The 14,609-nt window shown below is 32.1% G+C and carries 14 protein-coding genes; 3 read left to right on the plus strand and 11 right to left on the minus strand.

Translation table 11 applies throughout. The annotated features are described in order from the left end of the window. Positions 1-126 precede the first annotated feature (126 nt). The gene (gene aqpZ / locus M4I23_RS18440; protein ID WP_158847435.1) at positions 127-813 is read left to right on the plus strand and encodes an aquaporin Z; all 687 of its coding nucleotides are present in this window, start codon (positions 127-129) and stop codon (positions 811-813) included. Positions 814-945: 132 nt separating this feature from the next. On the opposite strand, the gene M4I23_RS18445 is transcribed toward aqpZ, so the two are convergent. The 4 genes from M4I23_RS18445 to M4I23_RS18460 are packed head-to-tail and all read right to left on the minus strand — an operon-like array spanning position 946 to position 4,541. Beyond that, positions 946-1,734 (minus strand): anti-sigma factor, encoded by a 789-nt coding sequence (locus tag M4I23_RS18445; RefSeq protein WP_249755377.1) that lies wholly within the window; start codon positions 1,732-1,734, stop codon positions 946-948. A 12-nt stretch (positions 1,735-1,746) separates the two neighbouring features. Next, complete coding sequence (locus M4I23_RS18450) at positions 1,747-2,277, minus strand: RNA polymerase sigma factor (protein WP_158847439.1); 531 nt, start codon at positions 2,275-2,277, stop codon at positions 1,747-1,749. 54 nt (positions 2,278-2,331) lie between these two features. Then, positions 2,332-3,345: a UDP-N-acetylmuramate dehydrogenase gene (murB, locus tag M4I23_RS18455; RefSeq protein ID WP_249755378.1), complete on the minus strand. Its 1,014-nt coding sequence runs from the start codon at positions 3,343-3,345 to the stop codon at positions 2,332-2,334. 5 nt (positions 3,346-3,350) lie between these two features. Further along, positions 3,351-4,541, minus strand: coding sequence for a pyridoxal phosphate-dependent aminotransferase (locus M4I23_RS18460; protein WP_249755379.1), 1,191 nt, complete (start codon positions 4,539-4,541; stop codon positions 3,351-3,353). 117 nt (positions 4,542-4,658) lie between these two features. Here M4I23_RS18460 and M4I23_RS18465 point away from each other — a divergent pair, with 117 nt between their 5' ends. Then, on the plus strand, positions 4,659-5,996 hold the full coding sequence (locus M4I23_RS18465; protein ID WP_249755380.1) for an aspartyl protease family protein: 1,338 nt from the start codon (positions 4,659-4,661) through the stop codon (positions 5,994-5,996). A gap of 51 nt (positions 5,997-6,047) precedes the next feature. Here M4I23_RS18465 and M4I23_RS18470 read toward each other — a convergent pair whose 3' ends face one another. Next, the gene (locus M4I23_RS18470; RefSeq protein WP_158847447.1) at positions 6,048-6,464 is read right to left on the minus strand and encodes a DUF1573 domain-containing protein; all 417 of its coding nucleotides are present in this window, start codon (positions 6,462-6,464) and stop codon (positions 6,048-6,050) included. 303 nt (positions 6,465-6,767) lie between these two features. Here M4I23_RS18470 and M4I23_RS18475 point away from each other — a divergent pair, with 303 nt between their 5' ends. After that, positions 6,768-9,404, plus strand: a complete 2,637-nt coding sequence (locus M4I23_RS18475) for a valine--tRNA ligase (RefSeq protein WP_249755381.1) — start codon at positions 6,768-6,770, stop codon at positions 9,402-9,404. Between the two features lie 322 nt (positions 9,405-9,726). On the opposite strand, the gene M4I23_RS18480 is transcribed toward M4I23_RS18475, so the two are convergent. The 6 genes from M4I23_RS18480 to rsfS all read right to left on the minus strand — a co-directional run bounded on the left by M4I23_RS18480 (position 9,727) and on the right by rsfS (position 14,593). Further along, entirely contained in the window at positions 9,727-9,993 is a 267-nt protein-coding gene (locus tag M4I23_RS18480) for an acyl-CoA-binding protein (protein ID WP_158847451.1), read from the minus strand. Beyond that, positions 9,986-10,642 (minus strand): phosphatidylserine decarboxylase family protein, encoded by a 657-nt coding sequence (locus M4I23_RS18485; RefSeq protein ID WP_249755382.1) that lies wholly within the window; start codon positions 10,640-10,642, stop codon positions 9,986-9,988. Before M4I23_RS18485 ends, M4I23_RS18480 begins: the two co-directional genes overlap by 8 nt. After that, positions 10,632-11,453, minus strand: coding sequence for a phosphatidate cytidylyltransferase (locus tag M4I23_RS18490; protein ID WP_158847455.1), 822 nt, complete (start codon positions 11,451-11,453; stop codon positions 10,632-10,634). The genes M4I23_RS18485 and M4I23_RS18490 overlap by 11 nt, the downstream gene beginning before the upstream one ends. A 93-nt stretch (positions 11,454-11,546) precedes the next feature. Beyond that, the gene (locus tag M4I23_RS18495; RefSeq protein ID WP_158847457.1) at positions 11,547-12,155 is read right to left on the minus strand and encodes an LUD domain-containing protein; all 609 of its coding nucleotides are present in this window, start codon (positions 12,153-12,155) and stop codon (positions 11,547-11,549) included. Between the two features lie 107 nt (positions 12,156-12,262). Then, positions 12,263-14,212, minus strand: coding sequence for an ATP-dependent zinc metalloprotease FtsH (ftsH, locus tag M4I23_RS18500; RefSeq protein ID WP_158847459.1), 1,950 nt, complete (start codon positions 14,210-14,212; stop codon positions 12,263-12,265). A gap of 9 nt (positions 14,213-14,221) precedes the next feature. Further along, positions 14,222-14,593, minus strand: coding sequence for a ribosome silencing factor (gene rsfS / locus M4I23_RS18505; protein WP_158847461.1), 372 nt, complete (start codon positions 14,591-14,593; stop codon positions 14,222-14,224). Positions 14,594-14,609: the final 16 nt, after the last annotated feature.

The raw sequence follows: 14,609 nt of genomic DNA on the forward strand, positions 1-14,609 counted from the left end.
GATATGATTTTAACATGTAATAAAAGAACTGATAATTAAGGAATTGTGACCTATTAGATGTTTTAGTGTCTAAAGTTAAAATAGACAGCACATTAGGTGTTATTTAACCAATTAAAATTATTAATTATGAAGAAATTATTTGCAGAGTTTTTTGGAACGTTTTGGCTTGTTTTTGGAGGCTGTGGTAGTGCTATTTTTGCTGCGGGTTACCCAGAACTAGGAATTGGTTTTTTCGGTGTAGCTTTCGCATTTGGTCTTACGGTTTTAACTATGGCTTTTGCTGTTGGACATATTTCTGGCGGACATTTTAATCCTGCTGTTTCTATTGGTTTATGGGCTGGAGGAAAGTTTGATGCTAAAGATTTGATAGGCTATGTTGCTTCTCAATTAATTGGTGCGGTTGCTGCGGCTGGAGCATTATATTTAATTGTTAGTAATAAAGCAGATTTTGAAACTGTAGGCGGTTTTGCTGCAAATGGTTATGGTAATTTGTCTCCTGGCGGTTATTCTATGACGGCTGCTTTAATAGCAGAATTTTTATTAACTATGTTTTTCCTCCTAATTATTTTAGGAAGTACAAATTCTAGAGCACCCAAAGGTTTTGCACCAATAGCTATTGGTTTAGGCTTAACCGTAATTCACTTAATAAGTATTCCAATTACTAATACATCTGTTAATCCTGCTCGTTCTACTAGTCAAGCCTTATTTGCTGGTGGCGAGTTTACTGGACAACTTTGGTTGTTTTGGGTAGCTCCAATTGCTGGTGCTATTGTTGCTGGATTTATACATAAAGCATTATTCGATAAAGAATAGAAAAGAATAAACCCTATTAGCAATTCGTGTAGAATTGTATAAGACGTTTATTAATAGCAAGAAGAAAGCCTCATTTATTTATAAATGAGGCTTTTAAATTTAGTTTAGTTTACGTGCTGCTCAAAAGTACTTTTAATGTAAAGTAATTTCTGCAACAGAGTTTTCAACAGAAGCAACGGTGTTTCCACCCTTTGGTTCAATAGTTATATTTAAAGCTAATGCGTTTTCAGCATAAGGTAAATTCATTAGTTTACGGTCGGTTTCGTTTAAAATACCTAAGCTTACCATTTGTCCTTGTAAATCTGCCCATATTTGGTAGCATTGTTCTTCTGGTAATTTAGGTAGGGATACTACATCAATCATAGAAGTTTTTTCTTTAGGATTTATATAAGCCACCGTTTTTAAATCTTTTGCACGTGCATTACCCGATATAATATACTTTTCAGTTTCAGGATTATTAAGTTTTAAAAGTTGTCTCATAACATTATCGAGCATGATGTTGTTTTGCTCAATATCGCTTCTTAAGTCAAAGATTTCATCTACAACAACTTGATTTTCCTTAGAAAGTTTTATGTTTTGATTGTAGAAGGAAAAAGATGTTCCCGCAAAAATAAACGCAACAAAACTAGCCGCAATAGTGTATTTGTACCATGATTTGTATTTCTTTTTTGCATTTAGATTTACAACAGGTTTCTCGTCTAGTTCGGCTAAAATATTATCTAAAATAAATTTAGGCGCTTCTACAGCATTTGTTTTTGTAACAATTTCTAGGTTATGTTGCAAACTGTTGTAGGCATTCTGTACATCTGGGTATTTTGAAATAAAAGACTCGACTTGTTCTGTTTCCACAGAAGTTGTGTCACCAATTAGATATTTTTCTAATAGGCCAGAATTTAAAAAAGCAGTTATTTTTTCATTCATGACGTTAATAATTTAAGGATTGTAAATTTTTTTTAATTCACGTAATCCAATTTTTAATCTCGATTTTATAGTCCCTAGCGGAATGTCTAGTTCATCACTAGCTTCTTGTTGGGTCATGCCTTCAAAAAAGAGGGCGTTTATTACAATTTGATATTTTTCTTCTAAAGTACTTAGATGTTTTTGAATATCTAAAACATCATCGTTTAGTTGGTTGGTAGTTATTTTATATACGGTTGAAGTTTCTATCTGGACTTCTTTGTTCGTTTTATTTTTTAGAGACCTTACTTTATCTATTGCTGTGTTGTATGCTATACGATAAAGCCATGTGAATAGCTTGGCTTTACTCGAATCGTACTTTTTAGCATAGCGCCAAATTTTTACAAAAGTTTCTTGTAGAACATCTTGGGCGGTATCCTCGTCGCTAATAATTTTCTGAATTACACCATATAGAGAATCCGCATAGTTCTCATACAATAGCGTAATAGCTTTTTTATCACCACGTTCTAATAAATAAACTATGTCTTTTTCTATAGCTGAAATCAATGTAAAGTTGGTTTTATGATATGCAAATATACCAAAGTTAAGATTGTCTTTTTATTATAAGATATTTACTTCGGCTTCAATTGAAATATTAAAAAGTCGTTTCACCGTTTTTTGAATGAGTTTTGAGAGTTTAAAAATATCCGAGCCTTTTGCATCTCCGTAATTTACTAAAACCAAAGCTTGCTTTTTATGAACGCCATAATTGCCAAATTGTTTTCCTTTGAAACCAGATTTTTCAATTAACCAACCTGCCGGAACTTTTACTTCATTATCCGAAATGGTATAACTAGGCATATCCGGGAAGTTTTCAATTAATTTATCAAACTCCGATTTTTGAATAATTGGGTTTTTAAAAAAGCTACCACTGTTTCCAATATCTTTTGGATTTGGTAGTTTGCTTTCGCGAATAGCAATTACAGCTTTTGAAATATCTTGAATAGTGGGGTTTTTAATACCATTTTTTTGAAGTTCGTTAGCAATAGTGCCGTAATTTATGTTAAGTTTATGGTTCTTTTTTGATAGTTTAAAGCAAACGCTTGTAACAATATATTTATCCTTATTTTTTTGTTTAAATGTGGAGTTACGATACCCGAAATTACATTCTTCTTTTGTGAAATTTTCAAATTCAAGACTTTTTAAATTGATGGCTTCGCAAGATTCAAAAGTGTCTTTTATTTCAACACCGTAAGCACCTATGTTTTGAATAGGTGTAGTGCCAACATTTCCAGGAATTAACGATAAGTTTTCAAGACCTCCAAAATCATGCTCTAAACACCATAGTACAAACTCATGCCAGTTCTCGCCAGCTTGAGCTTTTACAATTGCGCTGTTTTCATCTTCAGAAATTATTTCAATTCCTTTTAAATTAATATGAAGCGCTAAACCTTCATAATCTTTGGTGAGTAACATGTTGCTTCCGTCACCAAGAATAAGTTTGTTTGGAAATCTATCTAATTCTAAAACTTGTTTTAAATCATTAATAGATGATACCGATGTAAAATGTTTTGCAACGGCATCAATGCCAAATGTGTTATATGGTTTTAAGGATATGTTGTTAAGTATTTGCACTTGCACTAGTCTTTATAAACTTTTAAAGCTTGTTTTAAAATATTGACAGCTTTTATTAAGCTTTCTTTCTTAAGTACGTAAGCAATACGAATTTGGTTTAGACCAACACCTGGAGTTGAGTAAAATCCGGCCGCAGGAGCAACCATAACCGTTTCACCGTCTAAATCAAAAGACTCTAAAAGCCATTTAGCAAAATGATCGGAATCTTTTATTGGTAATTCAACTATACAGTAAAAAGCACCATTAGGTTTCGCTACTTTTAAGCCTTCTATTTTTTGTAATTCATTAATTAAAGTATTTCTTCTTTCAACATATTCTTCAATAACGTCATCAAAATAACTTTGTGGCGTTTCCAAAGCAGCCTCACTTGCAATTTGCGCATAAGTTGGTGGGCTTAATCTTGCTTGAGCAAATTTTAAAACCGTTTGCATAACTGCTTTGTTTTTCGAGACTAAACAGCCTACACGAGCACCGCACATACTGTAGCGTTTAGAAACTGAATCTATTATTATGGCATGCTCATCTACACCTTTTTCTTGTAAAACAGAATAATGTGTATGGCCATCATAAACAAATTCTCGGTAAACTTCATCGGCAATTAAGTATAAATCATGCTTAATAGCTATACTTGCCAATTGGTTAATTTCTTCTTTCGAATATAAATATCCTGTTGGATTGCCTGGATTGCATATTAAAATCGCTTTTGTTTTCGGAGTAATTAATTTTTCGAAAGCAGCAATTGTGGGTAATGCGAAATTATCATCTATTTTGCAAACTGCAGGTACAACTTTTACGCCAGCAGCAATTGAGAATGCAGTATAATTTGCGTAAAATGGTTCTGGAATGATAACTTCATCGTCAGGATTCATAACGCTACTAAATAAAAACTGTAATGCTTCACTAGCTCCTGTGGTTACAACTATATCGTCTAGGGTTACATTAATTTGATGTTTAGCATAATAGTTTGCAAGTTTTTCTCTATAGGTGTCCGAACCTTGAGACCTTGAATATGCAAGAGTTTCAATTGTATTGTTCTTAACAGCGTTTAGAGCGACTTCGGGAGTTTTAATATCTGGTTGACCAATGTTTAAATGGTAGATATATTTTCCTTTTTTAATAGCATCTTCTGCATAAGGAACTAATTTACGGATTGGAGACTCAGGCATTAAGAGCCCTTTTTTGGATATTGTTGGCATATGTATGGCTTTACATGCAAAGTTGCAAAAATTATCCTATATATTTTTTAAAACGGGGCTTAAATAGTTTAGTTCTTATAATGTTTAGTAAATTGTTAGGGATTAGTTTTATTTTATATGAAAAAGGCTCTTTTTGTTATGATTTTATTGGTTTTAGCGAGTGGTCTTTGCCATTCACAAGGGCAATTTATTATAAATAATAAAAAAGGCAAGGATAAAATAAAGTTTAAGCTTATTCATAATTTAATAATTATTCCTGTTGAAATTAACGGAGTTACCTTGTCTTTTTTGGTTGACACAGGCGTAAGTAAGCCAATAGTTTTTAATTTTCTGAATATTTCGGATTCTTTAAAAATTAAAAACCCTCAAAAAATATATTTAAAAGGTTTAGGCGAAGGAGAATCTATTGAAGCGTTGCGGTCAAAAAATAATATTTTTAAAATTGGAGAGGCTATTAATATTAATCAGGATTTATATGCCATTCGCGATTCTAATTTAGACTTCAGCCCCAAATTAGGAGTACCTGTACATGGTATTATTGGTTACGATTTGTTTAAAGACCTAGTTGTCGAAATTAATTATGCAAAAGGTTTTTTAAAACTTATTAATCAAGCAGATTATAATAATAAATTATGCAGAAACTGTGAGATGTTAAGGTTAGAGTTTTATAAAAACAAACCTTATCTCAATGCCGAAGTTGAAATAGATGAAAGCCGTATTCCTGTGAAAATGCTTATAGATTCAGGTGGAAGTGATGCGCTTTGGTTGTTTGAAAATGAAGCAGATAATATTACATCAAGTAATCCCTCTTTTTATGATTTTTTAGGCCATGGTTTAAGCGGAAGTGTTTATGGTAAGCGTTCTAGAATTAAGGCGTTTCATTTAAATAAATTCACAATTAAAACCCCTAATGTAGCTTTTCCAGACTCTGTATCAATCGGGCAGGCTTTAAATCATAAAGAGCGTCATGGTAGTGTTTCTGGGAATATTTTGAAGCGTTTCAATCTGGTTTTTAATTATCGAAAAGCTAACGTAACACTCAAAAAAAATAGATTCTTCAAAGAATCATTTAAATATAATAAAAGCGGAATTGAATTAGAACATAATGGTGTGCGAATAATAAAAGAGGCTGAAAACTTTATTTCTAAAAATAAAATGAAGAATAAAACTATGGATAGTGATAACACTAAAGTTGTGATTAGTCCAAGTTATAGAATGAGTATAAAACCAGCTTATGTTATTGTCGAATTACGAGCAGATTCACCAGCGCATAAAGCTGGATTGCAGATAGGGGATAATATTTTAAGTATAAATAATAAGCCAGCTTATCAGTTTATTTTACAAAAGTTAATAGAGTTATTTTACGATGATCACGGTAAACGCATAAAACTTAAAATAGAACGGGCAGGAACCGTTTTAACTTATAATTTTAAATTGGTAGATGTTTTGAAATAAAAAAGGCTTAAAATCTTGAGATTTTAAGCCTTTTTAAAATTATTCTAGAGTTTATTGTTGAACAATACTCTTATCTTTTTTTTCTAACACACTTTGAGTTTTAGAATCTACAACTAGACCTTTAATTTTTAAGGCAACAGTTGGAGTCTCTGCATTAGAAATTACAGTAATTGTTTTTCTAATTGGGTTAACTCGGTTCGTGTCGTACTTTACTTCAATTACACCCGTTTTTCCTGGCATAATAGGAGCGTCTGGTTTTTTAGGTATAGTACAACCACAACTAGATGATACTTTAGATACAATTAATGGCTCATTTCCTGTATTGGTGAATTCAAATTCGCGAACACCATTAGATCCTTTTTGGATAGTACCATAATCGACTGTATCCGATTTAAACTCAATTTTAGCTTGTGCATTTACCGAAAAACTTACTAATCCGATAAATAAAATTGTAATAATTTGTTTCATGATTTTTTTATTTAATATTCTATAGGTTACAATTATCATCCTAAAAACTTAGGATATTTTATTGTCAATAATTTTAAAATCAAGTCAAACATACTCACTTTTTCCATCATCTGCAAAAATAATAGATGTATTACATGTTTATTAACATATTCAACTTGGTTGAGAGTACTTACAACGTTTTAGTGAATTCATTTAAAAATGCTAAAGTGTATTGTTTTAAAATTTTCAATACGGCTTATTGCTTTCACAGAAAAAGAAATATAAGTACTTTTGCAATTCAATATTCAAAAACTATTCCAAAGTATGCAAATTCCATCAAAATATGATGCAAGTCAGGTAGAAAGTAAGTGGTACGATTACTGGATGAAAAATAATTATTTTCATTCAACACCAGATGAAAGAGAACCTTACACCATTGTAATCCCTCCGCCAAACGTTACTGGCGTCTTGCACATGGGGCATATGCTAAACAATACTATCCAAGATGTTTTAATACGTCGTGCTCGTTTATTGGGTAAAAATGCGTGTTGGGTTCCTGGAACCGATCATGCATCTATTGCTACAGAGGCAAAGGTTGTTGCTAAATTAAAGGAACAAGGTATTGATAAAAACGATTTAACAAGAGAAGAGTTTTTAGAACACGCTTGGGAATGGACTCATGAATATGGAGGTGTAATTCTAGAGCAGTTAAAAAAACTAGGTTGCTCTTGCGATTGGGATAGAACAAAGTTTACTATGGACGACGATATGTCTCAAGCAGTAATAAAAGTTTTTATCGATTTACATGAAAAAGGACTTATCTATCGTGGTTACCGTATGGTAAATTGGGATCCTGAGGCTAAAACAACTTTATCTGATGAAGAGGTTATTCATGAAGAGCGTCAAGGAAATTTATACTATATCAATTATAAAATAGAAGGTAGTGACGATGTTTTAACCATTGCAACTACAAGACCAGAAACTATTTTTGGCGATTCTGCTATTTGTATTAATCCTAATGATGAACGTTTTGTTCACTTACGTGGAAAAAAAGCGATTGTTCCAATTTGTGGAAGAGTAATTCCTATAATTGAAGATGAATATGTCGATTTAGAATTTGGTACAGGTTGTTTAAAAGTAACGCCTGCACACGATGAAAATGATAAGGTTTTAGGTGATAAGCACAATTTAGAAGTAATTGATATTTTTAATGAAGATGCTTCTTTAAACAGTTTTGGTTTACAATTTGAAGGTCAAGACCGTTTTGTAGCCAGAAAAACTGTTGCAAAAGAACTTGAAACTTTAGGTGTTTTAATTAAAACAGAAATACATATTAATAAAGTAGGAACTTCTGAAAGAACAAAAGCTGTAATCGAACCGCGTTTAAGTGATCAATGGTTTCTTAAAATGGAAGAGTTGGTAAAACCTGCTATTGAAGCTGTTTTAGGTGAGAATGCTGAGATAAAGTTATTTCCAAAGAAATTTGAAAACACTTACCGTCACTGGTTGGAAAATATTCGCGATTGGAATATTTCACGTCAGTTACTTTGGGGACAACAAATTCCAGCCTATTTCTACGGAGATGGAAAAGAAGATTTTGTAGTTGCTGAAAATATAGAATCAGCATTAGAAAAAGCGCAAAAAGTAACGAATAACGCAGCTTTAACAACTGCCGATTTACGTCAAGATACCGATGCGTTAGATACTTGGTTTTCGTCTTGGTTATGGCCAATGTCTGTTTTCGATGGTATTAGAAACCCTGAAAACGAAGAGATAAAATATTATTACCCAACCAACGATTTGGTTACAGGTCCAGATATTTTATTCTTTTGGGTTGCAAGAATGATTATTGCAGGTTACGAATATAAAGATGAAAAACCGTTTAATAATGTATACTTAACAGGTCTAGTTCGTGATAAGCAACGCCGAAAAATGAGTAAAAGTTTAGGGAACTCTCCAGATGCTTTAAAACTTATTGAGCAATACAGTGCCGATGGTGTTCGTGTTGGACTTTTGTTAAGTTCTGCAGCCGGAAACGATTTAATGTTTGATGAAACTCTTTGCCAACAAGGGAAAGGTTTCGGGAATAAAATATGGAATGCTTTTAATTTAACCAACCTTTGGGAAGTTAGTGATAGTATTAAGCAACCAAACTCTAGTAAAATTGCATTAGAATGGTATGAAGCTAAATTTAGTTCTGCTTTAGTTGAAATTGAAGATCACTTTAGTAAATACCGTTTAAGCGATGCTTTAATGGCGATTTATAAATTAATTTATGATGATTTCTGCGGATGGTTATTAGAAATTGTAAAGCCGGCATACCAACAACCAATAGATGCAACGACTTACCATAAAGTAATGGCTGCTTTTGAAGATAATTTAAAAATATTACACCCATTTATGCCTTTCTTAACGGAGGATATCTGGCAATATATTTCTGAAAGAACACCAGATGAGGCTTTAATAGTTTCAAAATGGCCAGAAGCTAAACCTATTAATACGGAGTTGATTGCTCAGTTTGAATTTGCTTCAGAAGTTATTTCTGGAATTCGTACTATTAGAAAAGAAAAAAACATAGCCTTTAAAGATGCTATTAGTTTTTCTGTAATAAATAATGAAAACTCAGATACTATATTTGATGAGGTTATTTCAAAACTTGGTAATTTAGAGACTTTAGAGTATGTAAAAGAGCCAGTGGAAGGTGCATTAACGTTTAGAGTAAAATCTAACGAGTATTTTATTCCAATGGATGGTGCTATTGATGTTGAAGCTGAAATCAAAAAACTTACTGAAGAGTTAAGCTATACTGAAGGTTTTCTTAAATCTGTACAGAAAAAACTTTCTAACGAACGTTTTGTAGCCGGTGCTCCAGAACAAGTTATTGCTAATGAACGTAAAAAAGAAGCGGATGCCTTAGCTAAAATTGAAACGTTAAAAGCAAGTTTATCGAGTTTGGCATAATATTATAGAGTAATAGATTTATTTAAAAAGGGTGTTTTGATTTCGGTCAAAATACTCTTTTTTGTTTTAATATATTAGGATAGGTTAAAGGTGTTTTAGAGTGTTTTTTGAAAAAAAGGAGTAGTAGTATACAAGGCTTGTTTAAAACTCTAAAATTTTATTTCAAATGTTTTAAATGGTTAGAGGCAAGGTGTGAAAAGAAATAGTTGTAATGATTTAGGAAAAAATATCCTGATTATTAAAATTCTAGAATAATTAAACCATTTATAAGAAATTAAATTGCCTTGACGAAATTTCTTCAGAAGTAAAATGAAAAAACGATTTACTCGCGATATAAAAAGTAGTTATCTACAAGTTCAATATAAGTTTCCATAGCTTCACTCTCGCTAATATTCTTCACCTGAAATAAAGCATTAGTTTTAAAAGCATTGATAATAGGTTTCTTACTTTTTGGGCGACTATAATCGTTTGTTGCTTTTTTGTAATAGGCGTATAGTTTTAATAACGTATCTGCAGGAAATGGCTCTGTATGCGCATTTACCCGACTTACGGCGTCTTCAAACAGTATTTCTAAGTCTTTGCTAATCATTAATTTCTGCAATAATACTTTCGCCTCCGCGAACAACTTGATTAAGTTCTACTTTAATTTTAGTGTCTAAAGGTAAGAATAAATCAACTCTTGAACCAAATTTAATAAAACCAGAATCGGCGCCTTGTATGGCTTTATCGTCTACTTTTGCGTAGTTTACAATACGTTTAGCTAAAGCTCCAGCAATTTGTCTGTATAATACCTTTCCGTAGGTCTCGTTTTCAACAACTACTGTTGTACGTTCATTTTCTTCACTCGCTTTTGGGTGCCATGCTACTAAAAATTTACCGGGATGATATTTACTAAAAATAATATTTCCAGCAATAGGATAACGTGTTACATGTACATTTATTGGAGACATAAAAACGCTGACTTGTAATCGTTTTTCTTTAAAAAATTCTTTTTCAAAAACTTCTTCTATAACTACAACTTTACCATCTACAGGAGAAACTACTGTTTTTTGGTCTGCTACTGTTTTACGCTTTGGGTTTCTAAAAAATTGAAGTACTATTATTAAAAAAGCTAATACAGTAATCATTAATGCAATTCTAAGCCATGAGATAGCTATAAAATTATCAATTAATAGAAATAGTGCCACGACTAAAATTAGTGTGATAACTATAATTTTATTTCCTTCTTTATGAAACATAGTGCAAAATTCTTAAAAACAAATATATAAAAGGTGCTGCAAATATAATACTATCTAATCGATCTAATAGGCCACCATGCCCAGGCATTATGGTTCCACTATCTTTTACTTTAGCTTGGCGCTTAAATTTAGACTCTATTAAATCGCCCAAAGTACCTGTAACACTTACAATTATACTTAACATAAGCCAATGCGTCGAGTTTAAGGTTTTTGTGCAACTTGCAATAAAAAAACTTGCTATACAGGCAAAAAAGAGGCCTCCTAAAAAGCCTTCTACTGTTTTTTTAGGTGATATTTTTTCGAAAAGCTTCTGTTTTCCAAAGTTTTTCCCGACCAAATAGGCGAAAGTATCGTTTACCCAAACTAAAATAAAGGAGCCTAATAAAATATTAGGATTGTAGCTTTTAAAATAATGAGCAATTAAAAATAAGAATGAAAACCCACTTGTGATATAAAACGTGGTGAGTAAAAAACGTTTTGAGATAAATAGTGGAATGGTTTTTCTTGAAAATAAATCTCGTATTAAAAACAGTAAAACGAAAATGGTGAGTACTGTAAATATCCGAATGAATTCGTCTGCGGCAACATGTTTAACTTGAAAATGTTTAAAGTAGGCTATTAATCCAAAAATAAAAATAAATATAAAATATGGAATTTTACTTTTCAGCTGAATCAATTTTAAGAATTCATTCATACTAATTAGTCCAAAAACAAATAGAAGTACGGTTATAGATTGCTCAAACCATAAACAAGTAATAAGTATTACAACATAAAGCAAGCCTGAAAATGATCGGGTAATGGTTTCTTTCATGTGCTTTTAATTATGGTTTTTTATAACAACACATGTAATATACATAACAGTTCTCTTTTGTGCAATTAAGATTTTAATCATAGACGATTTAGCTTATAAATCTTCTAGAAGTAATAGGTATAAGTTTTTAGCACTGCTACCATAGGTTAAAAAATCTTTGTCATCCTGAGTCTTAAACTGTTTAATTGTAGTAATATTAGTAGGGATTTTTTGACGATTTTTAGATTTAATACCTCGTAAACCTTCACCAATGTTTTCTACCATTTGGCTTGTGGTACCAAATACAACAAAATTTAAAGGTAGTTCGTTAAGTTTCTTCTCAAAGATTTGATTGGATGAAATGAGTAAAGAGCCATCGTTAGCAATAAGGTTCTCACAAGTAGTTAAAAAATAGGTAGACTCACTTATCACTCTTGTCGATTTTAAAGACGAATTTTTAAACTTGTCTTTTAAGTTTGGATCAAGAAGCAATACTTTCTTAGAATCCCAGGCATTTTCTTCAACTATGTTTTGAAGATTTTGAAAAACTTCCGATAAATTTTCACAATACAGAAATTTACCGCCATTAGCTTTAAAGTTTATAGTAAACCTTTCGTCTATTGGCAACTTTACTTCAGGCATATATCTGCCTCGATCCGCGGATTTTATATCCTCGGTTTTTTTGTCAGCTTTTAAACCAAAAAATTTTCTAAAAAGACTCATTTAGCTGGGTGCTATTAACTGTTTTTTTTGAGAGAATTATCAAATATAAAAAATCTTAAATTAACCATACGATTAATTTAAGATTTTTGTTTAAGGTTAACAGTTTTTTAGGAAATAATATCAGGTCTACTTATCGGTTCTTCTTTAAGAAAAGTACGTTCTCCAAATATTTTTTCTAAATTATCTTTGAAAATAACCTCTTTTTCAAGAAGAACTTCTGCAAGTTCTGTAAGTTTATCTTTATTTTCTTCGAGTAAAGCTATAGCACGTTGATATTGTTTTTCAATAATATCTGAAATTTCATTATCAATTAATTCTGCTGTTTGCTCACTATAAGGTTTAGTAAAACCATATTCGCTTTGACCAGAATCGTAATACGTTAAGTTTCCAATTTTTTCACTAAGACCATAGATAGTAACCATGGCTCTAGCCTGTTTTGTAACTTTTTCTAAATCACTTAAAGCACCAGTAGATATTTGATTGAAAATAACTTTTTCTGCAGCACGACCACCAAGAGCAGCACACATTTCGTCTAGCATTTGTTCTGGACGAACAATTAAACGTTCTTCTGGTAAATACCAAGCAGCACCTAAAGAACGACCACGAGGCACAATAGTAACTTTTACTAAAGGTGCAGCATGTTCTAACATCCAACTTACAGTAGCGTGACCAGCTTCGTGGAATGCTACAGCGCGTTTTTCGCTAGGTGTAATTATTTTGTTTTTCTTTTCTAGACCGCCAATAATTCTATCAACAGCATCCAAAAAGTCTTGTTTGTCAACTGCTTTTTTACCATTTCTGGCAGCAATTAAAGCAGCTTCGTTACAAACGTTAGCAATATCTGCTCCAGAGAATCCTGGTGTTTGTTTCGATAAGAAATCTAAATCTAATCCTGGTTCTTTTTTCAAAGGACGCAAGTGTACTTCAAAAATCTCTTTACGTTCACGAACATCTGGTAAATCAACAAAAATTTGTCTATCAAAACGTCCAGCACGCATTAAAGCTTTATCTAAAATATCGGCTCTGTTGGTTGCAGCAATAACAATTACGTTTGTATTGGTACCAAAACCATCCATCTCAGTTAATAACTGGTTCAAAGTGTTTTCACGCTCATCATTACTTCCAGACATGGCATTTTTACCTCTGGCACGACCAATAGCATCAATTTCATCTATAAAAATAATTGAAGGCGATTTTTCTTTGGCTTGTTTAAATAAATCTCGAACACGAGATGCACCTACACCAACAAACATTTCAACAAAATCTGAACCCGATAAAGAGAAAAATGGCACTTTAGCTTCACCGGCAACGGCTTTAGCTAATAAGGTTTTACCTGTTCCAGGAGGGCCAACTAGCAATGCTCCTTTTGGTATTTTTCCACCAAGAGTTGTATATTTCTCAGGGAATTTAAGGAAGTCTACAATTTCTTGTACTTCTTCTTTAGCACCTTCTAAACCAGCAACATCTTTAAAAGTTGTTTTAACTTCTGTGTTCTCGTCAAAAAGTTTTGCTTTAGATTTTCCTATGTTGAAAATTTGTCCGCCTGCTCCACCACCGGCGCCACCAGACATTCTACGCATAATGAATACCCAAACACCAATAAGTAAAATAAATGGTAAAATCCCCATTAATAAATTACTCCAGTCGTTAGTTTCTGTATCAAACTTTACAACAGGTTTTGTTGCTAAAGTGGCTGTAGCTGTGTTTAATTCATTTTCAAAATTTTGTAAGTCACCAAATTCAAATTTATAATTAGGTAATTTAGTTGCCGAAGGAATAAAAGTTTCTGGTGTAGAATTTTTATGAATTTCCTTTTCTTGAGCTTCTTTGGTTAAATATACTTTTGCAACTCGTGTGTTTTTTATAATATCAACACGTGCTACATCTCCATCTTTTAAGTATTTAAAAAAATCTGATGGTGTAGTAATATTACCTTCTTGATAATTTGCGCCACTAAACAGTTGAAACCCTAAAAATAGAGCGATTATAATTCCGTAAATCCAATAGGGACTGAATTTAGGCTTCTTTTCTTTTACGTTTTTTTTATCTTTTGCCATGTCTTTTTTTTAGTAACTCGTTTCTATAGCTGTCATTTTCGCATCTCCCCAAAGGCTTTCAATATCGTAGTATTCTCTAATTTGTTTCTGAAAAACATGTACTACAACATTTACATAATCCATTAACACCCATTCGGCATTATCTAAGCCTTCAGTGTGCCATGGATGATCTTTAAGTTCTTTGCTTACTTTTTTCTGAACAGAATTTACTATAGCGCTTACTTGTGTATTTGAAGTCCCCTCGCAAACTATAAAGTAGTCACAAACCGTGTTTTCAATTTCTCGTAAATCTAGTATATTTATTTCTTTTCCTTTAACTTCTTCAATTCCACTGATTATTACAGATATTAATTGGTCTGAGTTTATATTTTGTTTCGCCATTAATTTTATTTAATTT

It is taken from the genome of Algibacter sp. L4_22, assembly GCF_023473045.1.
Taxonomy (GTDB): Bacteria; Bacteroidota; Bacteroidia; order Flavobacteriales; family Flavobacteriaceae; genus Algibacter.